At 65.2% G+C, this 25,800-nt stretch carries 26 protein-coding genes and 1 riboswitch; of the genes, 10 read left to right on the top strand and 16 right to left on the bottom strand.

The features are described from left to right. Nucleotides 1-28: 28 nt before the first annotated feature. The 8 genes from BM244_RS07195 to BM244_RS07235 form a co-directional block, all read right to left on the bottom strand. Complete coding sequence (locus tag BM244_RS07195) at nt 29-2,578, bottom strand: two-partner secretion domain-containing protein (RefSeq protein WP_093398312.1); 2,550 nt, start codon at nt 2,576-2,578, stop codon at nt 29-31. A gap of 68 nt (nt 2,579-2,646) precedes the next feature. Then, nucleotides 2,647-4,329, bottom strand: coding sequence for a ShlB/FhaC/HecB family hemolysin secretion/activation protein (locus BM244_RS07200; RefSeq protein WP_093399015.1), 1,683 nt, complete (start codon nt 4,327-4,329; stop codon nt 2,647-2,649). Between the two features lie 443 nt (nt 4,330-4,772). Beyond that, a complete protein-coding gene (locus BM244_RS07205) occupies nt 4,773-5,723 on the bottom strand; it encodes a phytoene/squalene synthase family protein (protein ID WP_093398313.1) in 951 nt (316 codons plus the stop codon). 181 nt (nt 5,724-5,904) lie between these two features. Then, on the bottom strand, nt 5,905-6,486 hold the full coding sequence (locus tag BM244_RS07215) for an LOG family protein (protein ID WP_093398315.1): 582 nt from the start codon (nt 6,484-6,486) through the stop codon (nt 5,905-5,907). Nucleotides 6,487-6,682: 196 nt separating this feature from the next. Next, nucleotides 6,683-8,161 (bottom strand): phytoene desaturase, encoded by a 1,479-nt coding sequence (locus BM244_RS07220; RefSeq protein WP_093398316.1) that lies wholly within the window; start codon nt 8,159-8,161, stop codon nt 6,683-6,685. Then, nucleotides 8,158-9,324 (bottom strand): lycopene beta-cyclase CrtY, encoded by a 1,167-nt coding sequence (gene crtY / locus BM244_RS07225; protein ID WP_093398317.1) that lies wholly within the window; start codon nt 9,322-9,324, stop codon nt 8,158-8,160. The genes BM244_RS07220 and crtY overlap by 4 nt, the downstream gene beginning before the upstream one ends. A 151-nt stretch (nt 9,325-9,475) precedes the next feature. Further along, nucleotides 9,476-9,676 (bottom strand): hypothetical protein, encoded by a 201-nt coding sequence (locus BM244_RS07230; protein WP_093398318.1) that lies wholly within the window; start codon nt 9,674-9,676, stop codon nt 9,476-9,478. 200 nt (nt 9,677-9,876) lie between these two features. Continuing rightward, on the bottom strand, nt 9,877-10,476 hold the full coding sequence (locus BM244_RS07235) for a hypothetical protein (protein ID WP_093398319.1): 600 nt from the start codon (nt 10,474-10,476) through the stop codon (nt 9,877-9,879). A 73-nt stretch (nt 10,477-10,549) separates the two neighbouring features. Between BM244_RS07235 and BM244_RS07240 the strand changes: the two genes are divergently transcribed. The 7 genes from BM244_RS07240 to thiC all read left to right on the top strand — a co-directional run bounded on the left by BM244_RS07240 (nt 10,550) and on the right by thiC (nt 18,726). Continuing rightward, nucleotides 10,550-11,350, top strand: coding sequence for a sterol desaturase family protein (locus tag BM244_RS07240; RefSeq protein WP_093398320.1), 801 nt, complete (start codon nt 10,550-10,552; stop codon nt 11,348-11,350). Continuing rightward, entirely contained in the window at nt 11,316-11,705 is a 390-nt protein-coding gene (locus BM244_RS07245) for a DUF2141 domain-containing protein (protein ID WP_093398321.1), read from the top strand. Before BM244_RS07240 ends, BM244_RS07245 begins: the two co-directional genes overlap by 35 nt. A 69-nt stretch (nt 11,706-11,774) precedes the next feature. Continuing rightward, the gene (locus BM244_RS07250; protein ID WP_175518121.1) at nt 11,775-12,638 is read left to right on the top strand and encodes a MipA/OmpV family protein; all 864 of its coding nucleotides are present in this window, start codon (nt 11,775-11,777) and stop codon (nt 12,636-12,638) included. 534 nt (nt 12,639-13,172) lie between these two features. Further along, a complete protein-coding gene (locus tag BM244_RS07255) occupies nt 13,173-14,195 on the top strand; it encodes a ferritin-like domain-containing protein (RefSeq protein ID WP_093399016.1) in 1,023 nt (340 codons plus the stop codon). Between the two features lie 51 nt (nt 14,196-14,246). Next, the gene (locus tag BM244_RS07260; protein ID WP_093398323.1) at nt 14,247-15,296 is read left to right on the top strand and encodes a ferritin-like domain-containing protein; all 1,050 of its coding nucleotides are present in this window, start codon (nt 14,247-14,249) and stop codon (nt 15,294-15,296) included. A gap of 79 nt (nt 15,297-15,375) precedes the next feature. Next, nucleotides 15,376-16,248: an outer membrane protein gene (locus BM244_RS07265; protein WP_254784335.1), complete on the top strand. Its 873-nt coding sequence runs from the start codon at nt 15,376-15,378 to the stop codon at nt 16,246-16,248. A gap of 417 nt (nt 16,249-16,665) precedes the next feature. Continuing rightward, nucleotides 16,666-16,776: riboswitch (TPP riboswitch) on the top strand. Between the two features lie 39 nt (nt 16,777-16,815). Beyond that, nucleotides 16,816-18,726 carry a phosphomethylpyrimidine synthase ThiC gene (thiC, locus tag BM244_RS07270; protein ID WP_093398324.1) on the top strand — a complete coding sequence of 637 codons (1,911 nt, stop codon included), beginning with the start codon at nt 16,816-16,818 and terminating at the stop codon, nt 18,724-18,726. Between the two features lie 22 nt (nt 18,727-18,748). Here the strand turns inward: thiC and BM244_RS22590 are convergent, their stop codons facing one another. The 5 genes from BM244_RS22590 to BM244_RS07290 form a co-directional block, all read right to left on the bottom strand. Next, the gene (locus BM244_RS22590) at nt 18,749-19,261 is read right to left on the bottom strand and encodes a hypothetical protein (protein ID WP_139226880.1); all 513 of its coding nucleotides are present in this window, start codon (nt 19,259-19,261) and stop codon (nt 18,749-18,751) included. Between the two features lie 364 nt (nt 19,262-19,625). After that, the gene (locus tag BM244_RS07275) at nt 19,626-19,913 is read right to left on the bottom strand and encodes a type II toxin-antitoxin system RelE/ParE family toxin (protein ID WP_093398325.1); all 288 of its coding nucleotides are present in this window, start codon (nt 19,911-19,913) and stop codon (nt 19,626-19,628) included. Beyond that, complete coding sequence (locus BM244_RS23040) at nt 19,910-20,275, bottom strand: ribbon-helix-helix domain-containing protein (RefSeq protein ID WP_175518122.1); 366 nt, start codon at nt 20,273-20,275, stop codon at nt 19,910-19,912. Before BM244_RS23040 ends, BM244_RS07275 begins: the two co-directional genes overlap by 4 nt. Nucleotides 20,276-20,315: 40 nt before the next feature. Next, nucleotides 20,316-20,582 (bottom strand): Txe/YoeB family addiction module toxin, encoded by a 267-nt coding sequence (locus BM244_RS07285; protein WP_093398326.1) that lies wholly within the window; start codon nt 20,580-20,582, stop codon nt 20,316-20,318. Then, complete coding sequence (locus BM244_RS07290) at nt 20,579-20,833, bottom strand: type II toxin-antitoxin system Phd/YefM family antitoxin (protein WP_093398327.1); 255 nt, start codon at nt 20,831-20,833, stop codon at nt 20,579-20,581. Before BM244_RS07290 ends, BM244_RS07285 begins: the two co-directional genes overlap by 4 nt. A gap of 148 nt (nt 20,834-20,981) precedes the next feature. Between BM244_RS07290 and BM244_RS07295 the strand changes: the two genes are divergently transcribed. After that, nucleotides 20,982-21,824: a hypothetical protein gene (locus BM244_RS07295; protein ID WP_093398328.1), complete on the top strand. Its 843-nt coding sequence runs from the start codon at nt 20,982-20,984 to the stop codon at nt 21,822-21,824. Nucleotides 21,825-21,919: 95 nt separating this feature from the next. Here the strand turns inward: BM244_RS07295 and BM244_RS07300 are convergent, their stop codons facing one another. After that, nucleotides 21,920-22,219, bottom strand: a complete 300-nt coding sequence (locus BM244_RS07300) for an alkylphosphonate utilization protein (protein WP_093398329.1) — start codon at nt 22,217-22,219, stop codon at nt 21,920-21,922. Then, nucleotides 22,216-22,914 carry a uracil-DNA glycosylase gene (gene ung, locus BM244_RS07305; RefSeq protein WP_093398330.1) on the bottom strand — a complete coding sequence of 233 codons (699 nt, stop codon included), beginning with the start codon at nt 22,912-22,914 and terminating at the stop codon, nt 22,216-22,218. Before ung ends, BM244_RS07300 begins: the two co-directional genes overlap by 4 nt. 177 nt (nt 22,915-23,091) lie before the next feature. Here ung and aguB point away from each other — a divergent pair, with 177 nt between their 5' ends. Then, the gene (gene aguB, locus BM244_RS07310) at nt 23,092-23,952 is read left to right on the top strand and encodes an N-carbamoylputrescine amidase (RefSeq protein WP_093398331.1); all 861 of its coding nucleotides are present in this window, start codon (nt 23,092-23,094) and stop codon (nt 23,950-23,952) included. A 136-nt stretch (nt 23,953-24,088) separates the two neighbouring features. On the opposite strand, the gene BM244_RS07315 is transcribed toward aguB, so the two are convergent. Beyond that, nucleotides 24,089-24,664, bottom strand: coding sequence for a DUF4337 domain-containing protein (locus BM244_RS07315; protein WP_093398332.1), 576 nt, complete (start codon nt 24,662-24,664; stop codon nt 24,089-24,091). A gap of 68 nt (nt 24,665-24,732) precedes the next feature. Between BM244_RS07315 and BM244_RS07320 the strand changes: the two genes are divergently transcribed. After that, complete coding sequence (locus BM244_RS07320) at nt 24,733-25,770, top strand: MBL fold metallo-hydrolase (RefSeq protein ID WP_093398333.1); 1,038 nt, start codon at nt 24,733-24,735, stop codon at nt 25,768-25,770. Nucleotides 25,771-25,800 lie beyond the last annotated feature (30 nt).

The following is a 25,800-nucleotide window of genomic DNA, read 5'->3' on the forward strand; positions in this document are numbered from 1 at the left end:
GACGCGGCGCCCCGGCCTGCCGATCATCTCAATGACGCGCCTGCTTGCGCGGATAGTTCGGCACGGCGGGCGTATTGGGCGGCGTCGGCTGCACGAACGGGCGATCGACGACCGGTTGCACGACCGGCGGCGATTCGGGTGTTTCGACGATCACGGTGCCAGGCCGTTCGGGGGTGGGATACGTCACGCCACCATGCACCACCTCGATCGTCGGCGGCGTCGGCACACGCACTGGCACCGGTGGCACCTCCAGGAACGGCCGCGTCGCGTTGGGCAGGTCCGGAACGGGCGTCGGCGTCGGTGTCGGCGTTGGCGTCGGTGTTGGCGTTGGCGTCGGTGTCGGTGTTGGCGTTGGCGTTGGCGTTGGCGCCGGTGCTGGAGCAGGCGCCGGTGCTGGAGCAGGCGCAGGTGCTGGAGCGGGCGCAGGTGCCGGAGCAGGCGCTGGTGCCGGAGCGGGCGCAGGTGCTGGTGCTGGCGCAGGCGCCGGTGCTGGAGCAGGCGCCGGTGCTGGAGCAGGCGCCGGTGCTGGAGCGGGCGCGGGTGCAGGAGCGGGCGCAGGTGCCGGAGCAGGCGCTGGTGCCGGAGCAGCCGTAATCGTCCCCGTCGTCCGGAACCCGGCTACGCAGCACGAACTCGCCAGCGCATACCGATCCGCGTTCGCGCCGGTCAGTGTATAGCCCGTGAAGCTCACGCCGATGCCTGTGCCTTCGCCGGTGCTGTCGAACGTCGCGGTCGCATTCGGGCCGGCGACCAGCGATACGCCGGTCGGCGTGCCCGAGGTGCCGTTGGTATTGAACCCGCTCAGCACCGCCGCATTGGTGCCGTCCGCAACCTTCTGCGCGGTCGGGAACAGCAGCATCCGCTGGGTGATTGCCGCGCCCTCGGTCAGGACGAACTCGGTCGAGAAGTCGGTGGGGGTCGCGTACGAGACGGGGTTGTAGTTGATCGATACCGGCGCCGCGGTGACCGTGGTCGGCGGCGACAGCGCGGAGAACACGATCGTGCCGCCGTTGACGCCCGGCCCGGTGCCGTCCGACCCCGCGATCAGCGTCAGGCCGACCGGCAGGCCCAGGCTCTGCGCCGGGATCGTCGTGCCGCGGGTCAGCGTCACCGCGGCGTCGATCATCACGTCATGGCCCGCGCACAAGGCGATGTTGCCGTCGGTCGTGGTGATCGCGTGGAACACCTGCACGTTGCGGCCGGCGTTGAGCAGGATGCTGCCATTGGTCGTGGTCAGGTCCGCGTTGACGTTCACGTCCCGGCCACAGCAGGCGACGATGTTGCCGTTGGTCGCGGTGATCGGCGCGTTGATGTTGACGTCGCGAAACGCGTTCATCGTCAGCGTCGTCGGCACGCCCGAGGCAGTCCACGCGACCGCGTCGTTGACGAAGATGTCGCCGTTGCCGGTGGTCGTGTCGCCTGCCGCGGGGAGCGTGCTGATCGTGATGCTGGTCGTGACGAGCTGTGCCGACAGCGTCGCGCCCGAGATGTTGCCGCCTGCGCCGATCACGTAATCCTGCGGATCGATAAGCCACATGCCGGTCATGCCACCGAGCGCGAAGGTCGACACCTTGGCGCTGTCCGCGACGTTGACGGTCGCGGCCGACGTCTCGATGAAGCCGCCATTGCCGCCGACCGGCGCGCTTGCGTCGAGTTCGCCGCTGACGCTGACCGTGCCGGTCTTCATGTCGCCGAGCAGCAGGATCGTGCCGCCGCGGTTCTGCAACGTGCGCGCCTCGACGATGCCGGTGTTGTTGACCGCGGTGTGGAGCAGGTCGCCGGCGCCTTGCGCGGTCATCACGACCTTGCCGCCGTCGGCCCGGATCAGCCCGCCGTTGCGGACCAGCGCGCCGACCGCGCCCTTGTCGACCGCGACGTTGAGTAGCCCGTCGCCCGCGACGTCGAGCGTGATCGCCTCGCCGCCCGCCAGCACGACCGTACCGAAATGCGCCTTGATCGTGCCGCCGTTACCGACGTTCGCGCCGAGCAGCGCGACATAGCCGTTCTTCGCGGTGATCGTCCCGTCGTTCTGCACGCTCGCGCCGCTCGTGCCCGCAAAACTGGTCTTGCCCGCGAGGAAATCGGCGTCGGAAATGTTGAGCGTCGAGGCTACCAGCCCGCCGACGTTCACGTTCGCGGTCTGGCCGAACAGGATGCCGTTCGCATTGACCAGGAACACCTTCCCGTTCGCCGACAGATTGCCGAGGATCACCGAGGGGTCCGACCCGAGCACGCGGTTCAGCGCGACCGAGCTGCTGCTGGGCTGCTCGAAGACGACGCTCTTGCCCTTGCCGATCGAGAAGGACTGCCAGTTGATCGCCGCGCGGTCGCTGGTCTGCGTCACGGTGAGCGACTTGGTGCCGGTCGCGATGCTCGCCTGGCCCGCCACCACTTCGCTACCGGTCGGCAGCGTCTGCGCCTCGACCGGGCGCGTCGCGATCGTGCCCGCGAGGCTGATCCCGATCAGCCAGGCGAACCGCGCGAGGCCGGTCGTGCCGAACAGCCCGCCACGCCGCGTACGCGTGACGGTGGGGGCGGGGCGGCTGGTATTTCTGATCGACGAAGGGATGGGGTTCATGTGCGGTATCCTTGGTGGCGGCGCATGGCCGCTGAATTTGGGGGTGCCAGCAGCGTTTGGCGGCGCGCTCAGAAGGTCTTGGAGAGCTGGAACCAGGCGCGGCCCGACTTGTCGGGGGCGGACGTCGCATCCTCGTCGCCGAGTTTGCGCGCATAGGTCGCCTTGGCGGCGATCCCGTACGGTCCCGCCCAGCTCAGCCCGGCGCCGTACGCGCTGCGCTTCGCGTGGTTCGATCCGTCGAAATACGGGTGCTTGACGTAATCGACCTCGCCGACGTCGACGAACCCGAACAGCTGGAGCGTACCCGGCACGACCTGCGGCAAGGCCAGCCGCGCCTCGGCGGTGGCGACATAGCCCTGGTCGCCGTAAGCCTCGCCCTCGGGATAGGCGCGCACCGCATAGGCGCCGCCCAGCTCCATCTTCTCGGAGATGTCGAGGTTGCTGAATGCGATCTGCCCGCGAGCCGAAGCGAAGAACGACAGCGGCCCGGCGATCGTCTGCAACCGCGCGAAGCTGAACTGGACCTTCCCGTAGCTGCCGTCGGTGCGTGCGGTCAGCGCGTCGACCGAACGCTCATAGGCGCCGCGGATATCGAGATTGCCGACCGAATAGCTGAGCGAATACGCGCTCCAGCCGCCGCCGAGCAGCGTGTCGTGCTCGTCGCCGCTAAGTCCCGCGGTGACGACCTGCGCGCGGCGGTACGTGGTGACGTCGACGATGCCGATCTTGTCCTCGAACCACTTCACGTCGCCGCCGAGCGTCACGTACAGGTTGTTGTCGCGCGAGCGGATCAGCGGATAGCTCGCATAGACGCTCGCGACGTCGGCGTTGCCGCTGCCGTCGAGGCTGTCGAATTCCTTGCCCAGCGAGTATTCGAGATGCGCGAACGCGACGCCCAGCGTGACCTGGCCGATCGGTGCCTGGTACGATGCGCGGCCATAGGCGAGCCCCGAGAACGAGGTCAGCGCGCGCAAGCTCAGCACGTCGCCCGAGCCCGTCGGGTTGTTCCAATTGACCACGCCGCCGACGCGGTAGGCGCCGGTGTAGCGGTTGCCGGCATTGTCGGCCTCGACGCTGCCGGTGATGCTCTGGCCGGGGGTGATCGCGACCAGCAGGTCCGACGTGCCGACCGCGGTGCCGGGGCTCAGCGTCGACGACACGCGCACGCCGGGCAGGTCCGACAGCATCAGCAGGCGACGTTCGAGCGGCGCGACCGCGACCGGATCGCCGACGTCGAGCCCTGTCAGGATGCCGTTCGCGACACGGTCCGACAGCCGCGACTCGTTCTTCAGCCCGATCGCGCCGAAGCGTCCCTCGATCACCGCGATCGTGACCGCGCCGCTCTGCACGTCCTGCTCGGGAAGATAGGCGTTCGCGACGAAATAGCCGCGGCTCGTGTAATAGGCGGTGATCCGCGCGGCGAGCGTCTTCAACTCCGACAGGTCGAGCTCGCTGTTGGGCGTGAACTCGGACGCGGCGATCAGATCGGCCTCGGGGAACAGCGTCGCCCCGGTCACGCGCAGCGAGCGGACGAGCGTCTTCGGCCCACCCGCGGCGGGAACGACGACCGGCGTCTTGCGCTCGAAACCGAAGTCGGGCGCGGGCGTCTCGTTCAGGGGTACGGGCGGGATCTGCTGGAGCTGTCCACCGGCTCCCACGGGAACCTGCGCCTGCGCCGATTGCGTCGAAATCAGCAAGGCAGCAGGGCTCACAGCCGCAAGCGCGGCCGCCCAAAGGGTCGACTTGTACATGAACACCTCGAAAGTCACCGCGGATGGAAGGCACGAGTCTCCCATCCGCAGCAGCGGGAGCCGTTCGAAGAGGAAGTAGAGCGCCCGAAGCAAGGACGAAGCCTTAGCGGATCGCAACGGATCGATCTGTGTCGACTTCCGCAGCCATCGAATCCCGGATGGTCAGGGTATGAAGGGCTGGAGTTGGGCTCGTCGCGGGGGGTCGCGATGAGAACCCACTCGGCTCGCTTAACTTATGTGTGTGATTAGAATCATTTGCAACCTAAATCTATGATAAGGCTGTCACAATTGTACAAATCGCGTCGTCTTCGACAGACATGGTAAACAAACGGTAACATTTGTTCCCAGTTCTTCTCGTCAGGCGGTTAAGATCAGGACTCTTCTTGGGTCGAACATCCTCCGCGGCAGGCGCGGGACGCGACAATACGGGCATCGCCCGCGTTTTAGGGTTTGGGCCGAGTCCAAAGTCGGCTGTCCCGCTCGGTCCGCGGATACGATGTCTTGCGGGACGCTGCCTGCCGTGCCGCTTTCGCGATGAACCCCAGCTTCTGCAGGCCCGATGTCGTCACGCGGTGATCCCATGCATGCTCGCCGCGCGCCGCCACGGTCCGCCCGATCGCGCCGTAGATCTCCGCCGCCGCCAGCACCGCCCAGGCCGAGCGGAACGACAGCGCCGGCGTCCCCTCGCGCGCGCTTGCCTCGAATGCGGCGGCGCGGTCGGCCATCCGCCGCGACAATACGGCAAGTCGCGATCGGAACGGCGGCTTCATGTGCTGGCCCGGCGGGAAGTCCATCTCGACCAGCCATTCGACGGGCAGGTAGCAGCGCCCGACCCGGTCGTCCTCCTCGATATCGCGCGCGATATTGGCAAGCTGGAACGCCATCCCCAGGTCACATGCGCGGTCGAGCGTATCCTCGTCCTCGGGATCGACGCCCATCGCGATCGCCATCATGCACCCGACGACGCCGGCGACGTGGTAGCAATATTTGTAGAGGTCGTTCTCCGACCGCGGCCGCCAGTCTTCCGCGTCCAGCGCGAAGCCGGCTACCAGATCACGCGCGAACCGCTTGGGCAGCCGGGTTTCGGCCGCGAATATCCGCAGCGCGTCGAACGCAGGCTCGCCGACGACCTCGCCCGCCAGCGCCTGCTCGGTCATGGCGGACAACTGCACCAGCCGAGCCGGGGCGTCGTCGACCACGGTCATCCCGTGCCCATGATCCTGGCCATCGGCGATATCGTCGCACCGCCGACACCACGCATACAACAACCAGGCCCGCTCGCGCGTAGGCTTGTCGAACAACAGGCTGGCCGCCGCAAAACTCTTCGACCCCCGCGAGATCGATTCATGCGCGGTCGCGACGATCGCATCGCGCGAGGGCAGGGGGTGGCTCACGACATCACCTCGCACGCCACCACCGTTACATGTGCCACCCCGCCAAGGACCACCCCGGCGAAGGCCGGGGCCCAATTGGAAAAGTCGAGGTAACGGCGCGCAACGCAAACCAATTCACGGCCCTCAATTGGGCCCCGGCCTCCGCCGGGGTGGAGCAGGGTGTCGGGGTGCGATCCGAACCTCACAAATCCGACGCGTTCATCCGCACGATCGGCTGCGTCGGCACATGCTCGGCCATCCGGTCAAGCAGCACGTCCAGCGTATCCGCCACGATCAGCAGATCCCGGTGCTGCGGCCGCAAAAACCCAACCTCGCCCATCTTCTCCCAGAACGCGATCAGGTGATCGTAATACCCAGCCGTATTCAGCAACCCGACCGGATCCGCATGATACCCAAGCTGCGCCCAACTCAGCGCCTCCCACAACTCGTCCATCGTCCCCGTGCCGCCCGGAATCGTCACGAACCCGTCGGAGAGATCGGTAAACATCTGCTTGCGCTGATGCATCCCGCTGACGACGTGCAACTCGGTCAGCCCGCGATGCGCGACCTCCGCATCGACCAGCGCCTGTGGAATGACGCCGATAACCTCGCCGCCGCCCTCCAGCGCACCATCCGCGATCGCGCCCATCAGCCCGGTCCGCCCGCCGCCATAAACAAGGCCGATCCCCCGCTCGGCAAAGGCGCGTCCGAGCGCCCGAGCGCCTTCGATATAGATGGGATCAGCCGGCGTAGCCGACCCGCAATACACAGCAAGTCTCTTCATCCCGCCTCGCTAGGGGAAGCGCGCGGGGTGCCGCAAGAGAAGAATGGGTTCACGCGGAGACGCGGAGGCGCGGAGGTGTCACGTTCGGGACAGCGCTCGCGCTGTCTTCACGCAAGTCGCGCAGATCGTTGAAGACACGGTCGCTACACGACAAGCGCAACACCTCCGCGTCTCCGCGCCTCCGCGTGAACAAACCTTACTTCTCGCCTTCCAACATCAACCGAGCGGTAGCCTTCGCACTCCCGACAACCCCCGGAATGCCCGCACCCGGATGAGTCCCAGCCCCCACGAAGTACAGGTTCGGAATATGCTCGTCGCGGTTGTGAACCCGGAAATACGCACTCTGCGTCAACACCGGTTCCAGCGAGAACGCCGACCCCAGATGCGCATTCAGATCCTGCGCGAAATCCTTCGGCGCGTACGAGAACTTCGTCACGATCCGCTCGTGAATATCCGGGATCAACCGCCGCCCGATCTCGTCGAGGATGCGCTTCTCCAGGATCGGCGCGATCTCGTCCCAGTCGACCGGGAATTTCCCCAGATGCGGTACCGGCGCCAGTGCATAGAAGGTCGAATGCCCCTCCGGCGCCAGCGAAGGATCGGTCACGGTCGGATGATGCAGGTACAGCGAGAAATCTTCCGACAGCACGCCGTGGTCGTAGATGTCCTCGAGCAGCCCCTTATAGCGCGGCCCGAACAGGATCATGTGGTGCGGGATGCCCGGCCACGTGCCCTTGATTCCGAAATGCACCACGAACAGCGACGGCGAGTACTTCTTCCGCTCGAGCGACCCCGTCTTCCGCTTGGCACTGCGCGACGTCGCCAGCAGTTCGCGATAGGTGTGCATGATATCGCTGTTCGCCGCGATCGCATCCGCCTGACCCGACCAGCCGCTCGCGCAGGTCACGCCGGTCGCGCGATCGCCGAGAGTCTCGATCGACGTCACCGGATCGTCGAGCCGCAACACGCCGCCCAGTCGCTCGAACTGTGTGACCAGCGCCGCCACCAGCCGATTGGTCCCGCCGCGTGCGAACCACACCCCGCCGTCACGCTCCAGCTTGTGGATCAGCGCATAGATCGCGCTCGTCGTCATCGGGTTGCCGCCGACCAGCAGCGTATGGAACGACAGTGCCTCGCGGAGCTTCTCCGACTTCACGAAGCTCGACACGATCGAATAGACCGACCGCCACGCCTGGTATTTCGCCAGCGCCGGCGCCGCCTTGATCATCGACCCGAAGTCGAGGAACGCGACATGGCCAAGCTTCTCATAGCCCTCGTGGAACACACCCGCCGAATATTGCAGGAACTTCTCATACCCCGCCCAGTCGCCGGGATGCAGCTTCTCGATCTCGGCGCGCATCTGTACGTCGTCGTTGGTGTAGTCGAAATTGGTCCCGTCGGGCCAGTTCAGCCGGTAGAACGGCAGCACCGGATCGAGCGTCACGTCCTCGCTCATGTCGCGCCCGGTCAGCGCCCACAGCTCGCGCAGGCAATCCGGATCGGTGATCACCGTCGGCCCCGCATCGAACGTGAACCCATCACGCTCCCAGAAATATCCGCGGCCACCCGGCTTGTCGCGGCTCTCGACGATCGTCGTCTGCACGCCCGCGGATTGCAGCCGGATCGCGAGCGCCAGCCCGCCGAAACCTGCGCCGATGACTATTGCGGTCTTCATGATGACATACTGCCTGCGATGGCGCGGACGGCGCGCACGATGGGGACGGGGGGCTTGCCGGTCAGAACGCGCGCCTTGTCGGAAAGCGTCGAGCGGCCGGCATAGAAACGGCCGATAAGCGATGGGGAGAGGCGGTAGAAGCGCTCGAGGATGCGGTAGCGTTCCTCCGGTTCGGCGGCGCGGAACAACATCGTGTCGAGCATCCGGTAGAAACCGCGACTTTTCCACGTCGCCCGCGCCATCGCATGCGTCGCATCGTGCAGCATCGCTCCGGAGAAATCGCCGAGGTTCGCCAGCATCGCCGCAGTCCGCACCGCATCGGGCAGCGAATAGCCGGTGGTCGGATGGAACATCCCCGCGCGCATCCCGGCCTTGGCCACGCGCGCGCCACCCGACCGCCAATACGCCTCGAAATCGCCCCCCATCGCTACCGGCAGCACGCCGGACTCTTCGCGAACGACATTCTCGACCGACCAGCCACGGTTCGCGACATAGTCGTCGATCCGCGCGCCCAGCACCGGGATATCGAGATCCGGCGTGTCGCTATAGTAAGTGTCCTCGACGAACATCCGGTCCGCACTGAACGGCAGGCAGTAGACGAACCGATACCCGTCGATCTGCGGAATGGTGGCGTCCATCACCATCGGCCGTGGGCTCTCGTGCGGCACGCTCAGCGCCAGCTCGCGCCCGAGAAACTTCTGCCATGCGAGATCGAGCAGCGACAGGTCGCCCGGCCCGCGCGCGTCGATCACGCCGGTCGCCTCGATCCGGTCGCCGTCCGCGAGCACCACCGCAGTCGCGCTCGCCCCCGAAACCTTCCGCCCCAGCATCAGCGCCTCCGCCGGGAGTATGCGGCGAACCTGGCGGTCCAGCTTGCTGCTCTCGATCGAATAATAGGTCGCGTCGATCGTCCGCTCGTGCGCCGGGAAGCGCACATCGTACCCGCGCCACGCATGCACCACGAGCGGCGCGACGATCCAGCGATCCTCTTGCGCCACGTCGCTCCCGAAGAACGACCAGAGATGATTGCCGCCGACCGTCTGCGCGGAATCGATCAGCCGCACGTCGAGCGCCGGGTGCCTGGCCTTGAGGGCCAGCGCGATCATCCCGCCGGCCAAACCCGCGCCAACGATCGCAACGTCGCAGGAGATCGTCGATGCCATGCCTCCGACTAGCGCAAAGCGAGAGCCTCGAAAACAACCTTTGCGACCCAATCGCCTGCGAAGACAACCTGCGTTGCCGGCGTCGAGGTAGGATCGGAGCGTGGGGGAGGGGGCGCCGCGATACCGTTCCTCGACCGAGCCGCGCCCGTCGCTATTTCTGCGCGGTGACGACCGGCTTCTGGGCTGCGGCGATCGGCATCGAATCGCCGGCCCGGTCGTAGAATGCCATCAGCACCAGCCCCAGCGCCAGAATGCTGCCGGCGATGACATAGATCAGGCTCCTATGGTCCCGGCCGGCATTCATGGTGGTATTCGTGCCGGTATCCCCGCGCGCGGCGTCTTGGTTTGCCATGCATCTCTCTCCGAATTGGCAGGTCGTCCTGCTCTGGAGGGGAGGCTATCAGGTTTCGTCGCACTGCATAGAGGCTATTGCAATCGCATGGGATCTGCCTGGAGATCCGTCGGGGGATGTGTCGGGACGATGGAGAAACGGCCCCCCAAGCCGGCATCGCCGTGGAGGATATGCCACCCAGCGACGGGTGAACCCGTGCGTCAGCCCTTCCAGTCCGCCAGCGCGTCGTCATAGCGCCGCTTTTCGGCGTCGACCGCCGCCTGCGCCTTCTCCATCGCCAGGTCCCGCGATCGTTCGAGCGCGCGTCTCTCGCGGACCAGCGCAGCCTCGCGCGCGGCGAGGTCCCGTAACGCACGACGAAACTCCGCCTCGCACGCCTCGCGTGCTTCCTCGACAGTATCCAGCGCGCCCCGGCTTGGTTTCGGCTTCGGTTTGGGCCTCGGCTTAGGCTTCGGGGGAGCGGGCGCTGCCTCGGCCCGCGAGCGCCGCGTTTCATAATGGTCCTCGTCCGATGCATCGGATCCAGGTTCCCCCGTCCCCTTCGCCGACACGGCACGCGCCGGCAGGGCCGCGATCTGTTCGGCCGTGGTCCCGCGCGATCGCTTGATCACCACGCCGGGGGACGCCAGCGGTTCGGCGGCAAGCGCGGGATCGGTCACCAGTTCGGCGATACCGCGCGCGAACAGGTCATGGTCGCTGCCCCACGCCGCCAGCGCCGCCTTCTGGCTCGGCGCCGCGACATAGGCGTCGTGGAACCCCGCCGCCGTCCGGTACACTTTCAGCTTGCTCGCCCGCGCCATGCATCAGGCTAGCGTGCCCATTTCGGCGGCGCCACCCATTACGTCTTGCTGCAAAACCGCCTATAAGCGCCTCATGTGGCTCGCCATCCTCCTCTCCGCGATCGCGATGACCGCGATCGTCGGAATCCGCTATCTCATCGTTTCCGGCGCGTTCGCCGCCGCGACGCGCGCACGCCATCCCGGCCTATACCGCGGGCTCGACGCGCAGATGCGGCGCGAGATCTGGTGGAGCATCGCCTCCGCCGCGATCTACGGCGTGCCCGCGGGGATCGTCGCCTGGGGCTGGCAGAACCGCGGCTGGACGCAAATCTACACCGACGTGCATGCGTATCCGCTCTGGTATGTGCCGGTGTCGGTGCTCGCGTTCCTGTTCGCGCACGACACCTGGTTCTACTGGACGCATCGCTGGATGCATTGGCCCAAGCCCTTCAAGCTCGCGCACGCGGTGCATCACGCCAGCCGACCCCCGACGGCATGGGCGGCGATGGCGTTTCACCCGATCGAGGCGATCACGGGCGCTGTGATAATTCCGCTACTGGTATTCCTAATTCCGATCAATGTCGGCGCGCTGGGTCTGGTACTGACGATCATGACCGTTATGGGGGTGACCAATCACATGGGGTGGGAGGTTTTCCCGCGGTTCATGTGGCGGGGCGCACTGGGCGGCTGGCTGATCACGGCGAGTCATCATCAGCGCCATCACGAACAATACGGGTGCAATTATGGCCTATATTTCCGCTTTTGGGATCGGCTCTGCGGCACCGACAAGGGGCTCGGCGACTTTGCCAGGGCGCACGCCAAGGCTGCCGCTCGTAATCGCGGCGGCGACGGCGTGGGCGATGCTGGCAGCAGCGGCCCCCGTCACGCGGCTTGACGTCGAGGTCGACAATCTGCGCTCGTCTAAGGGGATGATCCGGATCTGCCTCACCGCCGATCCCGACAATTTCCCGGCCTGCGTCGACGACGCCAACGCGCTGACCCGCTCGATCCCGGCAAGCATCCACACCACCAGCTTCCCCGGCCTGCCGCAGCGCGGCTATGCGCTCGCCGTCATCCACGACGAGAACAGCAACGCGAAGCTCGACACGATCGCCGGGATCCCGCGCGAAGGCTATGGTTTCTCGCGCAATGCCGCGGTCCGCTTCGGCCCGCCGCGCTTTTCGGCGGCACGGTTCATGGTTGCCGGTGATGCCGAAATGCAACAGGTGAAAATGCGTTACATCTTCTGACGGGTCGTAACGGACCGAAAACGACTGTCCGGCGTTTTGCGCTGGAACCTTTTTGTCCGGAGCATTTCCTTGCGCGCATTCACCCTCTTCACGTCTGCCGCAATCGCGGTCCTCGCGGTCGCCACGCCGGCGCTCGCTCAGACGGACCCCAATCCTTCGCCGCCGATCACCAACCCCGCCGACAACAACCGCATCACGGTTGCCGTCGGCGTCGCGACTTTGCCCGACTATCAGGGCGCGGACAGCAATTCCTTCACGCCTGCCGGCGCAATCGTCGGCACCTTTCGCGGGCATGACTTCTTCACCCGCGGCACGCAGCTGTACGTCAACTTGATCCCGAACACGGGCGAGGTCGGCATCAACTACGAAGTCGGCGTGATCGGCGCGATCCGTACCGATCGTACCGGCAAGGTCGACAACCGCCAGGTCCGCGCGCTCGGCAAGATCGACACGGCCTATGAAGTCGGCGGGTTCCTCGGCATCGGCAAGACCGGCGTCATCACCAGCGATTACGACACGCTCACCGCGCGCGTCGCCTATGTCCACGACGTGTCGGGCACCTATGACAGCTACGTCATCACCCCGCAGGTGAACTATACGACGCCGCTGTCGGTCCGCACGCTCGTCGCGATCGGCGCGTCGGCGGATTACGCCGGCAAGGGCTTTGGCCGCACCTATGCGGCGGTGACGCCGATCGGCACGCTCGCCAGCGGCCTGCGCACGTACGACGTCAACGACAGCGGCTTCCGTCAGATCAACGCGTCGGCGTTCGTCGTTCAGAGCCTGTCGGGCGACTTGCGTCACGGCTTCGGCGTCGGCGCGGGCGTGGTCTATGGCCGCATGCTCGGCAAGTACAAGAACAGCCCGATCGTCGCCGACGTCGGCTCGGCGGATCAGTGGGTCGGCGCTGTCGGACTGACCTACACCTTCTGATCTGCCTGATCTGGCTGATCTGCGACGGCGCGGCGTTCCGGCGTTGTGCGTCCGGCCGCCGAATCTTTTGAAACTGGATGTTTCGGTGCTTCTGGCCAGGCGCCGAACCCAGCGATCCTCCCCCGCCAGGGGGAGGTGGCTGGCACTTGCCAGACGGAGGGGGAGGCAAGAGCCACCTCGGTTCCGTGCCCGCCCTCTCCGTCGCCTTTGGCGCCCCCTCCCTGTTGCGGGGGAGGATCGTGAGGTCGGCATCCCTTTCCGCCACAAAACCGCAATTCGCAGGCGAACATGCCGCTCGCGGACCCGAATGATACGGTCTGCGACACCCCCTGAAATTTATTTCATCCAACGCCCTTGAAGCGTGCGTCCATAATCCTGTGACGCACGTTTCTCGGCGTGGACGGCATTATTTTTGCCCGCAATAGAGCGCGTTAGGGGCTGGACCTTTTTGAAAGGGTCTGGCTAATATCGGTCCAGACTGTTCGATTGTTTCAAAACTCCGACGTCTGCAACAACAAGGGGGAGGACCCTGATATGACCGAGAGCGTGCACCTTATCGAAGCCCTCGATGCGCGAGTGGAACGGCGTAGCGAGCGACGTGAATTCTTCAAGACCGCGCTGGGCGCCGCTGCGATCACCGCAGCCGGTGCAACCGCATTGTCGTTCTCCACGTCGGCGTCGGCGCAGACGATCACCGATGCGGACGTCCTGAACTTCGCGCTCAACCTCGAATATCTCGAGGCGCAGTTCTATTCCTACGCCGCCTACGGCACCGGTCTCGACAACAGCTTGCTCACCGGCATCGGCACGCAGGGTGCGGTCCGCGGTGGCCGCCAGGTCAACTTCACCGATCCGATCGTACGCCAGTATGCGCGTGAGATCGCGCAGGACGAGATCGCACACGTCAAGTTCCTCCGCACCGCGCTCGGCACAGCAGCCGCCGTCGCGCAGCCGGTGATCGACGTCAGCGTCTCGCCGACCAGCGCGTTCTCGGTCGCCGCACAGGCTGCCGGTCTGGTCCCCGCCGGCACTGCGTTCGATCCCTATGCCTCGGACGAAGCGTTCCTGCTCGGCGCGTTCATCTTCGAGGACGTCGGCGTGACCGCGTACAAGGGCGCCGCTCCGTTGCTCACCAGCAAGGCCTATCTCGAAGCCGCTGCCGGCCTGCTCGCGGTCGAGGCGTATCACGCCGCGATCGTCCGCACGACGCTGTACGGCAAGGGCATCGCGACGCCGTCGCTGCGCACCTCGGCCGACGCGATCTCGAAGGCCCGCGACAGCCTCGACGGCGGTGGCGCCAACACGACGATCTTCGGCACCAACGACATCGATCAGGGTATCTCGTCGTACAGCGCGACGCCGATCAACCTCGCGACCACGCAGGCAGCCGTGACCGTGTCGAACATCGTTCCGCTCGACAGCAACGGCGTCGCCTACAGCCGCTCGGCCAGCCAGGTGCTGAACATCGTCTATCTCAACAGCGGTGCCGCGTCGGCAGGCGGGTTCTACCCGAACGGCATGAACGGCAACATCAAGACGAGCACCGCGGCAGTCTGATCGCCATCAGACCCGCCCAACGCTCTCTTCGCTATTCAGGGGATTAACCCAATGACCGATCTCAATACCAAGCTGGAATTATTCGACGCGATCGCCAGTCGTCGCAACGAACGTCGTAACTTCCTGCGCTTCGCCGGTGGTTCCGCACTCGCCATCGGCGGCGCCACGCTGCTCTCGGCCTGCGGCAGCGACGATTCCGATCTCGCACCGACCCCGACGCCGGGACCGGCGCCGGTCGCGGCACTCAACGACGCCGACGTGCTCAACGTCGCACTGAACCTCGAATATCTCGAAGCGCAGTTCTACGCGTTCGCGGCATTCGGTGTCGGCCTCAACGCCAACATGCTGACCGGCATCGGTACGCAGGGTGCGGTCACCGGCGGTGCACAGGTGCCGTTCCAGGACACCGTCGTCCGTGAATACGCGCGTGAAATCGCGATCGACGAAGTCGCACACGTCGCGTTCCTGCGCTCGGCCCTCGGCAGCGCCGCTGTTGCCCAGCCTGCGATCGACATCTCGGTCGGCACGGCTGCCGCTCCGGGTGCGTTCACCGCAGCCGCCCGCGCGGCTGGCGTCATCGGCGCAACGGGTGTGTTCAACCCCTATGCCGACGACAACAGCTTCCTGCTCGGCGCGTACATCTTCGAGGACGTCGGTGTGTCGGCCTACAAGGGCGCAGCACCGCTGATCGCCAACAAGACCTATCTCGAGGCGGCCGCCGGCATCCTCGCGGCAGAGGCGTATCACGCAGGGCTGATCCGCACGATCCTGTACCGCAAGGGTCTGCAGACGCCGAACGGCACGCCGGCGCTCATCACTGCCGCCAACCAGATCAGCGACGCACGCGACAGCCTCGACGGTACCGTCACCAACACGACGACCGGCGTGATCGGCGACGACGATCAGGGCATCACGACGTCGGACGCGACGGTTTCCAACATCGTGCCTACCGACGCCAACGGCCTGGCCTACAGTCGCTCGGTCGCTCAGGTGCACAACATCGTCTACCTGACCAACACCGCGAAGATCGGCGGCGGCTTCTTCCCCAACGGGACCAACAACCGCCTCGATTCACTGCGGACGAGCGGCGCCAACGCGTGATCGCGACCACTGCCTGAAACAGAAACCTTGGGTCGCGGCGAGCAATGGGAGCGCCGCGGCCCTCGTTTGGGGAACGACCATGACCAACTTCACGAAGCTTACCATGCTCGCCGGTCTCGCGACCGCGGGCATTTTCGCTGTTCCGGCCGCCGCGCAGGACATGACCACCGACGCCAAGCCGTTCTCGGGCGTCTATATCGGCGCAGCCGGCGGCTATGACGTCCAGGGCAACGACGTCGGCTCGTCGATCCTGTTCGATCGCAACAACGACGGCAATTTCAGCGACAACGTCAACACCATCACCGGCGCCAACGCCTTCTCGCCGGGCTTCTGCAACGGTTCCGCCCGCACCGCGGTGCCCGCCTATGGCTGCCGCAACGACGATGACGGCTGGTCGTATTACGGCCGCGCGGGCTTCGACGTGCAGAGCGGCCCGTTCGTGGTCGGCATCGTCGGCGAATTCGGCAAGTCCGAGATCACCGACAGCGTCGCCGCCTTCTCGACCACGCCCGCCAGCTACACGATGGCGCGCAAGCTGAAGTGGGAAGGCTCGGCCCGCCTCCGCGCCGGTCTCGCCGCGCGCAACACGTTGTTCTACGCCACCGGCGGCGCTGGCTACGCCAAGATCGACAACCTGTTCTTCACCACCAACACCGCCAACGCGTTCGCAGCCACCGGTTCGGACAAGAAGTGGGGCTATGTCGGCGGCGGCGGCATCGAGCAGAAGCTGACCAAGAACATCTCGATCGGCATGGAATACACCTATCACCAGTACAAGGACGACGACGCCCGCGTCCTGGTCACGGCCGGCAGCGCGATCACGGGCAGCCCGGTCCTGCTCGCGAACAACCCGTTCGTCCTGGCGCCCAACACCGCCGGCACGGCCTTCCGCCGCAGCGACGACCAGTTCCGCTGGCACTCGCTGCGCGGCACGGTGAGCTTCCGGTTCTAAGCGCAGGGCGGCTTGCGCCGACCCGGCGCAAGACTCGCCCAAGCCCGGCCAGCGTAGCAAAGCACGCCACAAGGCGTAGCTTTGCTACGACTGACGGCGCGCGGAGTTAGATGAAAGGCCGCTGCCCCAAACCGGGCAGCGGCCTTTCTCGTTTCGGAAAACGTGCTCCCCATGAGCATCACGACCCCGCTCAAAAAGCACCACCCCGGCGAAGGCCGGGGCCCAGTTGGAAAGGTGGATATAATGGAGGACCGCCGATCGTTACCGCCGTCCCCCAACTGGGCCCCGGCCTCCGCCGGGGTGGTGAACTTTCGATCGGCAGGATGCCCAACCTAATCCCCGGCGCACTTCCCTCGTACACCCGGCACCCAAGCCCCCTAAATTCCCCATTGCACCCCACCCCAACCCCCCTATGCTCGCCCCACCCCGGGGGAGCGCTGTATCCGCGCTTGAGAGGAAGGCAGGAGCCTTCGACCCGCTGAACCTGATCCGGTTGATACCGGCGGAGGGAGGGAGCGGTCGCCACAGAACCGCAATCCTTGCTCCGAGACCCGTAGGAGCAAGCGCATGGCCATCGATACGCAATCCAAGACCGCAGACATCGGCGTCACCACCGGCCCGATCCGAGGCTCGCGCAAAATCCACGTCGCGGTCCCGACCAGCCCCGACGTCCGCGTAGCCATGCGCGAAATCGTCCTCGACCCAAGCTGCTCCGAACCCCCGTTACGCGTCTACGACACCAGCGGCCCCTACACCGACCCCCGCGCGACAATCGACATCAACGCCGGCCTCCCTCAACTCCGCCGAGCCTGGATCGAAGCCCGAGGCGACGTCGAATCCTACGAAGCCCGCGAACTCCGCCCCGAAGACAACGGCCAACTCGGCCACGACCGCTCCGGCGGCGTCCCCCAGTTCCCCGCCACCATCAAGCGCCCCCTCCGCGCGCGCGCCGGCGCCAACGTCAGCCAGATGCACTACGCCCGCCGAGGTATCATCACCCCAGAAATGGAATACGTCGCCACCCGCGAAAACCTCGGCCGCGCGATGCTGATAGACTACAAACGAGACGGCGAATCCTTCGGCGCGAGCATCCCCGACTTCGTAACCCCCGAATTCGTCCGCGACGAGATCGCCCGCGGCCGCGCGATCATCCCCAACAACGTCAACCACCCCGAATCCGAACCGATGGCGATCGGCCGCAACTTCCTCGTCAAGATCAACGCCAACATCGGCAACTCCGCGGTCGCCTCCAACGTCGCCGCCGAAGTCGACAAGCTCGTCTGGTCGATCCGCTGGGGCGCCGACACGGTGATGGACCTCAGCACCGGCCGCAACATCCACGACACCCGCGAATGGATCCTCCGCAACTCGCCCGTCCCGATCGGCACCGTCCCCATCTACCAGGCGCTCGAAAAGGTCGGCGGCGTCGCCGAGGACCTTACCTGGGAGATCTTCCGCGACACCCTCATCGAGCAGGCCGAGCAGGGCGTCGATTACTTCACGATCCACGCCGGCGTGCGCCTCGCCTACATCCCGATGACCGCGAAACGCGTCACCGGCATCGTCTCGCGCGGCGGCTCGATCATGGCGAAATGGTGCCTCAGCCACCACAAGGAGAGCTTCCTCTACGAGCGCTTCGACGAGATCACCGAGATCATGAAGGCGTACGACATCGCCTACAGCCTAGGCGACGGCCTGCGCCCCGGCAGCATCGCCGACGCCAACGACGAAGCGCAGTTCAGCGAACTCTACACGCTAGGCGAACTCACCCACCGCGCGTGGAAGAGCGACGTCCAGGTCATGATCGAAGGCCCCGGCCACGTGCCGATGCACAAGATCAAGGAGAACATGGACAAGCAACTCGAAGTCTGCGGCGAAGCCCCCTTCTACACGCTAGGGCCACTCACCACGGACATAGCCCCAGGCTACGACCACATTACGAGTGGTATCGGCGCCGCGATGATCGGCTGGTACGGCACCGCGATGCTCTGCTACGTCACCCCCAAGGAGCATCTAGGCCTCCCCGACCGCGACGACGTGAAGGTCGGCGTAGTAACCTACAAACTAGCCGCCCACGCCGCCGACCTCGCCAAAGGCCACCCCGCCGCCCAGATGCGCGACGACGCCCTGTCCCGCGCCCGCTTCGAGTTCCGCTGGAGAGACCAGTTCAACCTCTCCCTCGACCCCGACACCGCCGAGCAATACCACGACCAGACCCTGCCCGCAGAAGGCGCCAAGACCGCCCACTTCTGCTCGATGTGCGGCCCGAAGTTCTGCTCGATGAAGATCACCCAGGAGGTGAGGGACTTCGCGGCCAAGCAGAACGCGCCGGCGGACACATTCCTAGCCGCCGACGCCGATCAAACCAACCGAGCTATCTTCGCTAAGGGCACTTACGCCGACGCCGAAAAAGGCATGGCCGACATGAGCGAGAAATTCCGCGAGAAGGGCAGCGAAATATATCTGCCTGCAGAGTAAATGGAGGGCGGGGAAGCTGCGATTATAACCGCGGCTTCAAACCATGCTTGGCGAAATTGGCGATTAGTCGAGCAGCTTCTTCGTCCGCGTATTTGATGACACGCATGTTAATGTCGTTCTTTTGATCTTTTTGTTCGTCAGTTAGATTTGTACGTTTTCGCCAATAATCGAGATAATCCTCTTTCTCTTCGGTCGAAATGACGCCTCTACGTGCAAAAAGATCAAGGGCTGCAGGATTCAAAGATTTTTTTAAATCCCATCGGACTCTTTTTAGAACTGATAAAACTCGCTGGGAAGCAAGTTTCATAAAACGATGAACGCATACGTTACCTACTTCGGCCTCGTTACTGTTGTCCTTATTTCTGATGACGCATATCTGAATGATAGGCTGATGGCCGCATTCGCAGGCTCTTTCGGATGGGTCATCATAGACAAGATGCAACTCCCACTCGGACTTTGCTTCCGCCCAAATTTTCGACTCGCTACGCAGTAAAATCGCGGCTTTGAATTTTTCTTCGTTATGGCCAGCGCCCATTCGATATTACACCATATGTAAGTGTTAAGGACATTAACCTTATACGTATACAAATATCCATCAACTTAGATCATGTCAGTTGGAAGGAAACGGCAAACTAGTAGTGAAAGAAAAGTTGATCTTCGTCTGCGAACACGTGCTCGTAAGCTATTGAATCAGCTATTAAATTGATACGATCTCGCGTTATTCGACGCGGTAGTGTTTACGGGGCCGTATGCATACCTATGTTATGCATTATGCAGAGATCCGGCTAATAAAACCCATGATTCGCATCGGCGAGCAGTGTAGTTGGAAAATCCAAATTAAATAATTTCGATCGAATACGTTGTGTTTTGAATCAGGGATGCTGAGTAGATGTGGGCTATTATGGGAGTAGTCCGAGCGAATCTTGAGCGCCATGCACGACCCGCACGATATCCACGCTGTCGCGCTCTACGCGATACAGCACGAGATAGTTGCCAACCGTGACGCTTCTAGCGCCAGCCCCGATCTCAGGCCGAGCCGGACCACTTTCGGAATAGTCCGCTAACCGAGCCACACTCGACACAAGTCGTTCGACCAGTCGCGTTGCCGCATCGGGATCGTGCCGTGCGATATACAGCCATATGTCGTCGACATCGCGTATCGCCTGCGGGAGGCGACGGATCTTCATCCGTGCTTGCGAACCGCCTCACCAGACCGGCCACCGCGGCGTGCTATATCTGCGGCATTGAAATTGCCGTCGACGGGAGGGCCACTGCCGATACCCTGAGCCCAGGACCGGCGCAGGACACCAAGCGTATCGTCGTCGCGATCTCGGCGCGCAGTCACGTCCGCCATCGAGTCGTCAGTCGGTTCCGAAGCAAGACCTTCCTCGATCGCAGCATGCGACGCCGCTAGTTTCCCAGCATCATCGATGTCGCGCGCAACAAGATCAGCGACATAGGCGTCAAGACTATCATAGCGACCTTCGGCGACTTGCTGCTCGGCCCAAGCCATCAGCTCGTAAGGAAGAGATACGCTGATCTTTGCCATGTTTCGATCCTATGCCGTTGCCGAGTACGCGACAAGCACATCAATAATGATACCGGCACGACAAGACCTCAAGCGCTTGCACCTCACCCGATCCACGAACGCGGTACACCAGTCGGTGCTCGCCCGTGATCCTGCGCGACCACCAGCCCGCGAGGTTTTGCCACAGCGGTTCAGGTCTGCCAGTACCGGTGAACGGGTGTCGCCTGCATTCCTCGATAAGGACGTTGATCCGTTGCAGAACCTTGGCGTCCGCCTGTTGCCAGACAAGATACTCGGACCAGCCTTCCTGATCGAACGTGACCTTCAAGGCTGAATGAGCGCGTGCTCTTCGCCTTCGCCAGCATCAAACCGTGCAATCCCGTCCAACAACCGCTTCGCATTCGCTGGCGACGCCAACAAATGCAGCGTCTCCTCCATCCCCGCCCATTCGCTCGCCGAGATCAGCACGACATTCTCGCCGCGCTGGCGCGTGATCATCACGGGCGCGCGGTCGGCGACAACCTTGTCGAGCACGGACTTCAGGTTCTCGCGCGCTTCGGAGTAGGTGACAGTCTGCATAAGTTGAAGATGGACAGTTTATTGTCCAACGTCAAAGCAAGCAGCGTGCAATCCGGATGGGTGCCCCAACGCCACACCCTTCCCGCAAAACGTCCAGCACGGCTGCCACACGCTGTCCTACACGCGCGCGCCCTGATCCACCTTGCGAATGACCCAGAAGCGCCAGCGCGGTGGCCCCGCATCCAAATCGCCCGAAGATCACGCGCCCGAGCCGCCCCCGTTCGTGCCGCCACCGTTCGAGCCGCCCCCATTCGAACCGGTCGACACCCGCGCCCGCCACGACGGCTGGTCGCCCGAGCGCCAGGGCGGGTTCATCGAGGCACTCGGCGAATGCGGGTGCGTCGACGAGGCCAGCAAGCGCGTCGGCATGTCCGTTCGGTCCGCCTACGCGCTACGCCGCCGCGTCGACGCGCAAAGCTTCCGCCAGGCATGGGACTTCGCGCTCGACTATGCGATCCGCCGGCTCTCCGACGGCGCATTCTCGCGCGCGATCAACGGCGTGTCGCGGCCCGTCTTCTACAAGGGCGAGCAGATCGGCGAGCGCCGCCATTACGACGAGCGGCTGACGATGTTCCTGCTGCGCTACCGCGATCCGCTACGCTACGGCGCGTGGCTCGACGACATGCGGTATCAGCGTCATCCCGATGGCGCCGCGATCGCGCTGGCCAAGATGATCAATCGAGTCGAGGACGATGCGGATGCCGAGCAGGCGGGGGCACCCCGGCCGATTCACCCGCCGCTGTACGCAACCGATCTCGTGTCCGATCGCGTGGCGAGCATGGCGCAGGAGCGCGCCGATACCGCCCGCATCGCGCTGGAGGAGGCGCACGACGCCGCTATCCACGACGCGGCGATGACGGCCCGCTGGAATGCGCACCTCGCGAACGAGGCGCAGGCGGCCAAGGCCCGATCGCAGGCGCCTTCCTCCGACCAAGCCTCTTCCGCAGAGGCCCCGTCCGACAAGAACGTTCCGATAAGAACGTTTCGATAGGGACGTAGTGTGAACTTCGTGAACTTTCACCGGCTCGCCGCCGGACGGGCACCGCCCTCGGACGGCCCCCGGACTGCTCCCGGATCGGCCGATCCTTACCGCTTCCGCACGAACTCCGCGCGCAGCACCAGCCCCTTGATCCCCTCGTACCGGCAGTCGATCTCCTGCGCGTCGCCGGTCAGCCGGATCGACTTGATCAGCGTGCCCCGCTTCAAGGTCTGCCCCGCGCCCTTCACGGTCAGGTCCTTGATCAACGTCACCTGGTCGCCGTCCGCCAGCACGTTGCCGACCGAATCCCGCACCACGACCGCGCCGTCGTCCGCCGCCACCGCGGTCGCCGCACCGCCCGCAACCCACTCGCCGGTCGCTTCGTCATAGACATATTCGTCACTCATCGGTCGGTCTCCGGCAGCGCCCAGTCGATCGGAGGGCGCGCGTTGGTTTCGAGAAAGGCGTTGGCCCGGCTGAACGGTCGCGATCCGAAGAACCCGGTCCGTGCGGCCAGCGGCGAAGGATGCGCCGACTGGATCACCAGATGCCGCCCGCCCTTGCTCACGTCGTCGACGAAAGCCGCCTTCTTCTGCGCATACGCCCCCCACAGCAGGAAGACGACCGGTTTGTCCTGCGCGTTCACCGCCGCGATGACGGCATCGGTAAACCGCTCCCACCCCCGCTTCTGGTGCGACGCAGCCTCGCCCATCCGGACACTCAGCACCGCGTTGAGCAACAGCACGCCCTGCGCCGCCCAATGATCGAGCATGCCATGAGACGCGCGCTGGATCCCGAGATCCGCCTCCAGCTCCTTGTAGATATTCACCAGGCTAGGCGGCGTCCGCACCCCCTCCCGTACCGAGAAGCTGAGCCCGTGTGCCTGCCCCTCGCCGTGGTACGGGTCCTGCCCCAGGATCACGACCCGCACCTCATCGAGCGGCGTCAGCTCCAACGCGCGAAATCGGTCCGCATCCTCCGGAAACACCCGAGCCCCCGCCGCCCGCTCGCTCTCCAGAAAGGCACCCAGCGCCCGCATGTACGGCGCCTCGAACTCGGCAGCGAGTGCCTGCCAGCTTGGCGGGAGCGTATGATCGATCATCCCCGCCGCATGTCGGACAGGGCAGGGGAGTGTCAATCGCCCCCTCGCGTTCCCCCGCGAAGGCGGGGGCCCAGGATCTCGCAGGACAACGCCCGTAACCCTGGACCCCCGCCTCCGCGGGGAAACCGGATCACCAAAGGCTCGCACAACCCGAACCGCTCTCTTATATGCGCCGCCATGACCGAGATCACCGTCGCCGCGCTGCAGCTGGGCTTCACGCCCAACATCGACCGCAACATCGCCAACGTGTCGCGCCTCGTCCACGAGGCTGCCGCGAAGGGCGCGCAGGTGATCCTGCCCCCGGAGCTGTTCGAAGGCGAGTATTTCTGCCGCGTCGAGGACGAGGGCCTCTTCGCCAACGCCGCCCCGGTCGGCGAGCACAAGGCGGTGCTCGCGATGCAGGCGCTCGCCGAAGCGCTCAGGGTCACGATCCCGACCAGCTTCTTCGAGGCGGATGGCCCGCATCACTACAACAGCCTCGCGATGATCGGCCCCGACGGCAACATCCAGGGCGTCTACCGCAAGAGCCACATCCCCGACGGCCCGGGCTACGAGGAGAAGTTCTATTTCCGCCCCGGCAACACCGGCTTCAAGGTTTGGCCCCACGCGTCGGAGGCCGGGCGGACAACGCTCGGCGTCGGCGTCTGCTGGGACCAATGGTACCCGGAGACGGCGCGCGCGATGATGCTGATGGGCGCGGAAATCCTGTTCTACCCGACCGCGATTGGCAGCGAGCCGCACGACACCTCGCTCGACACCGCCCGCCTGTGGCGCCGCGCCATGGTCGGCCACGCGGTCTCGAACGTCGTCCCGATCGTCGCCGCCAACCGCGTCGGTGTCGAGCACGGCCAGACCTTCTACGGCACCAGCTTCATCGCCGACGAGCGCGGCGACATCCTGGCGGAGCTAGGCCGCGACGACGAAGGCGTGATCACCGCGACGATCGACCTCGACATCGTCAAGCGCCACCGCGCCGCGTTCGGCTTCTTCCGCGACCGCCGCCCGGACCTGTATGGCCGCTTGGTCCAGGACATCTAACAATTCAATCCTCCCCCGCCAGGGGGAGGTGGCTGGCGCTTGCCAGACGGAGGGGGAGGAAAGGGTAACTGCTGTTGCGCGTTCCTCCCCCACCGTCACCTGCGGTGCCACCTCCCCCTGGCGGGGGGGGATCAGTTCAGAACCAAGCCAACCCAGCCAACAACGCCCCCACCACCGCAGCCGCCCCCGCAACCCAAAGCAGCCACCGCCGCCCGGTCAGCGCCGTAATCGACGCCAGCGCGATCGCCACCTGGATCGCGGTCACCGCCAGCGCCAACTTCGTATGCGGCCGCAGCGCCTCGTCCGACTCTCCATCCGCCGCCGCCGAGCGCCGATCGAGCGTCTCCGCCTCCCGCTTCAGTGCCGTCCCCCGCGCCTTGTACCGCGCGATATCCGCCCGGTGCGTCGCCATCTGCGTCGCACCGAACCCGGGCGGGGCGAGGTCGACCTCCATCTGCGCGATATGCCGCTTCAGGTCCTCTGCCTGGTAATAGCCCCACGCATCCGACGCCTGCGCCTTGATCAGCACCGCCTCATTCTTGTGGAGCAACGCCTCGTTCTGCGTATGCCCGCCGAGAAAGCTCGTCACCGCCGCCAGCGTCGCCAGGATCGCGGTGAACAGCGCGATCCGCTGGTCGAACGCCTCACCGCCGGCCGCGCGCTCTTCCGACAGCTGCTCGTGCAACCCGCGCACCTCGAAATCATCGTCCATGCTATCCGCTCTGGTCCTCTGCGCGTGACTGGACCCTGATGATCGGGTGACATATTCGTCAGCGCACCATGATCCGCACCCGCTCGATACTGCTCGCTTTCGCGCTCCTCGCCGGCTGCGCGACGCCGTCCTTGAAGACCATGCCGCCGAGCGATCACTTCAACGGAACGCGCTTCTTCAACCCCGACGGCGTGCAGGGCAGCACCGGCGAACAGAAGCAGGGCCCGGTCGCGCTGCTCCGCAATCTGGTAAAGCCCCCCTATCGGAGCTGGCCAGAAGTCCCCGTAACCCCGACGCGGCCCCCGGCCCGGGTCGAGGGCCAGACGATGCGCGTCACCTGGATCGGCCATTCGACCGTGCTGGTGCAAACCCAGGGGCTCAACATCCTGACCGATCCCATGTGGCTCGAACGCTCGTCCCCGGTCCAGTTCGTCGGCGTGAAGCGAGTCCGCAAGCCCGGCGTGCGCATCGCGGACCTGCCGAAGATCGACCTGATCCTCTTAAGTCACGACCATCGCGACCACCTCGACATGACCGCGATGCGACGGCTCTGGCACCGCGACAAACCGCTCATCGTCACCGGCCTCGGCAACGACCAGATCCTCGCCCGCAGCGGCGTGCATTCGGTCGCGCGCGACTGGGGCGGGCGGGTGACGCTGCGTCCCGGCATCGACGTGATCGTCGAGCGCGCGCACCACTGGAGCGAATACGACCCCGGCGACCGCGACAAGACGTTATGGGCGGGCTTCACCGTAACGCTGCCCGGCGGGAACCTCTATTTCGCGGGCGACACCGGGCCGGGCGACATGCGCTGGGCGACCGAAGCGCGCGCAGCCGGCCCGGTCCGCCTCGCGATCCTGCCGATCGGCGCCTATCATTTCGCAGGGCACGAGACCGACAACCACATCGGCCCGGATCAGGCGGTGACGGCGTTCGAACAGCTCGGCGCGGCCTATGCGATCGGCGTCCATTGGGGCACGTTCGAGCTGACGTCCGAGGGTATCAACGACCCCCCCGACCACCTCCGCGCAGCGCTGATCCGCGAACACATCGCCGCAAACCGCTTCCGCACGCCAGAAGCCGGCGAGGCCTGGGTGATCGAGTAACCGTCCAGCTCCCCTCCCTGAAAGGGAGGG

This window comes from Sphingomonas sp. OK281 (assembly GCF_900115295.1).
In the GTDB taxonomy this organism is placed as follows: Bacteria; Pseudomonadota; Alphaproteobacteria; order Sphingomonadales; family Sphingomonadaceae; genus Sphingomonas.

What these genes read in the sequence shown, in the direction of transcription:
- BM244_RS07195 (WP_093398312.1), bottom strand. Translation starts at nt 2,578, where the DNA reads ATGAACCCCATCCCTTCGTCGATCAGAAATACCAGCCGCCCCGCCCCC.
- BM244_RS07200 (WP_093399015.1), bottom strand. Translation starts at nt 4,329, where the DNA reads ATGTACAAGTCGACCCTTTGGGCGGCCGCGCTTGCGGCTGTGAGCCCT.
- BM244_RS07215 (WP_093398315.1), bottom strand. Translation starts at nt 6,486, where the DNA reads ATGAAGAGACTTGCTGTGTATTGCGGGTCGGCTACGCCGGCTGATCCC.
- BM244_RS07220 (WP_093398316.1), bottom strand. Translation starts at nt 8,161, where the DNA reads ATGAAGACCGCAATAGTCATCGGCGCAGGTTTCGGCGGGCTGGCGCTC.
- crtY (WP_093398317.1), bottom strand. Translation starts at nt 9,324, where the DNA reads ATGGCATCGACGATCTCCTGCGACGTTGCGATCGTTGGCGCGGGTTTG.
- BM244_RS07230 (WP_093398318.1), bottom strand. Translation starts at nt 9,676, where the DNA reads ATGGCAAACCAAGACGCCGCGCGCGGGGATACCGGCACGAATACCACC.
- BM244_RS07235 (WP_093398319.1), bottom strand. Translation starts at nt 10,476, where the DNA reads ATGGCGCGGGCGAGCAAGCTGAAAGTGTACCGGACGGCGGCGGGGTTC.
- BM244_RS07240 (WP_093398320.1), top strand. Translation starts at nt 10,550, where the DNA reads ATGTGGCTCGCCATCCTCCTCTCCGCGATCGCGATGACCGCGATCGTC.
- BM244_RS07245 (WP_093398321.1), top strand. Translation starts at nt 11,316, where the DNA reads ATGCTGGCAGCAGCGGCCCCCGTCACGCGGCTTGACGTCGAGGTCGAC.
- BM244_RS07255 (WP_093399016.1), top strand. Translation starts at nt 13,173, where the DNA reads ATGACCGAGAGCGTGCACCTTATCGAAGCCCTCGATGCGCGAGTGGAA.
- BM244_RS07260 (WP_093398323.1), top strand. Translation starts at nt 14,247, where the DNA reads ATGACCGATCTCAATACCAAGCTGGAATTATTCGACGCGATCGCCAGT.
- BM244_RS07265 (WP_254784335.1), top strand. Translation starts at nt 15,376, where the DNA reads ATGACCAACTTCACGAAGCTTACCATGCTCGCCGGTCTCGCGACCGCG.
- thiC (WP_093398324.1), top strand. Translation starts at nt 16,816, where the DNA reads ATGGCCATCGATACGCAATCCAAGACCGCAGACATCGGCGTCACCACC.
- BM244_RS22590 (WP_139226880.1), bottom strand. Translation starts at nt 19,261, where the DNA reads ATGGGCGCTGGCCATAACGAAGAAAAATTCAAAGCCGCGATTTTACTG.
- BM244_RS07275 (WP_093398325.1), bottom strand. Translation starts at nt 19,913, where the DNA reads ATGAAGATCCGTCGCCTCCCGCAGGCGATACGCGATGTCGACGACATA.
- BM244_RS23040 (WP_175518122.1), bottom strand. Translation starts at nt 20,275, where the DNA reads ATGGCAAAGATCAGCGTATCTCTTCCTTACGAGCTGATGGCTTGGGCC.
- BM244_RS07290 (WP_093398327.1), bottom strand. Translation starts at nt 20,833, where the DNA reads ATGCAGACTGTCACCTACTCCGAAGCGCGCGAGAACCTGAAGTCCGTG.
- BM244_RS07295 (WP_093398328.1), top strand. Translation starts at nt 20,982, where the DNA reads ATGACCCAGAAGCGCCAGCGCGGTGGCCCCGCATCCAAATCGCCCGAA.
- BM244_RS07300 (WP_093398329.1), bottom strand. Translation starts at nt 22,219, where the DNA reads ATGAGTGACGAATATGTCTATGACGAAGCGACCGGCGAGTGGGTTGCG.
- ung (WP_093398330.1), bottom strand. Translation starts at nt 22,914, where the DNA reads ATGATCGATCATACGCTCCCGCCAAGCTGGCAGGCACTCGCTGCCGAG.
- aguB (WP_093398331.1), top strand. Translation starts at nt 23,092, where the DNA reads ATGACCGAGATCACCGTCGCCGCGCTGCAGCTGGGCTTCACGCCCAAC.
- BM244_RS07315 (WP_093398332.1), bottom strand. Translation starts at nt 24,664, where the DNA reads ATGGACGATGATTTCGAGGTGCGCGGGTTGCACGAGCAGCTGTCGGAA.
- BM244_RS07320 (WP_093398333.1), top strand. Translation starts at nt 24,733, where the DNA reads ATGATCCGCACCCGCTCGATACTGCTCGCTTTCGCGCTCCTCGCCGGC.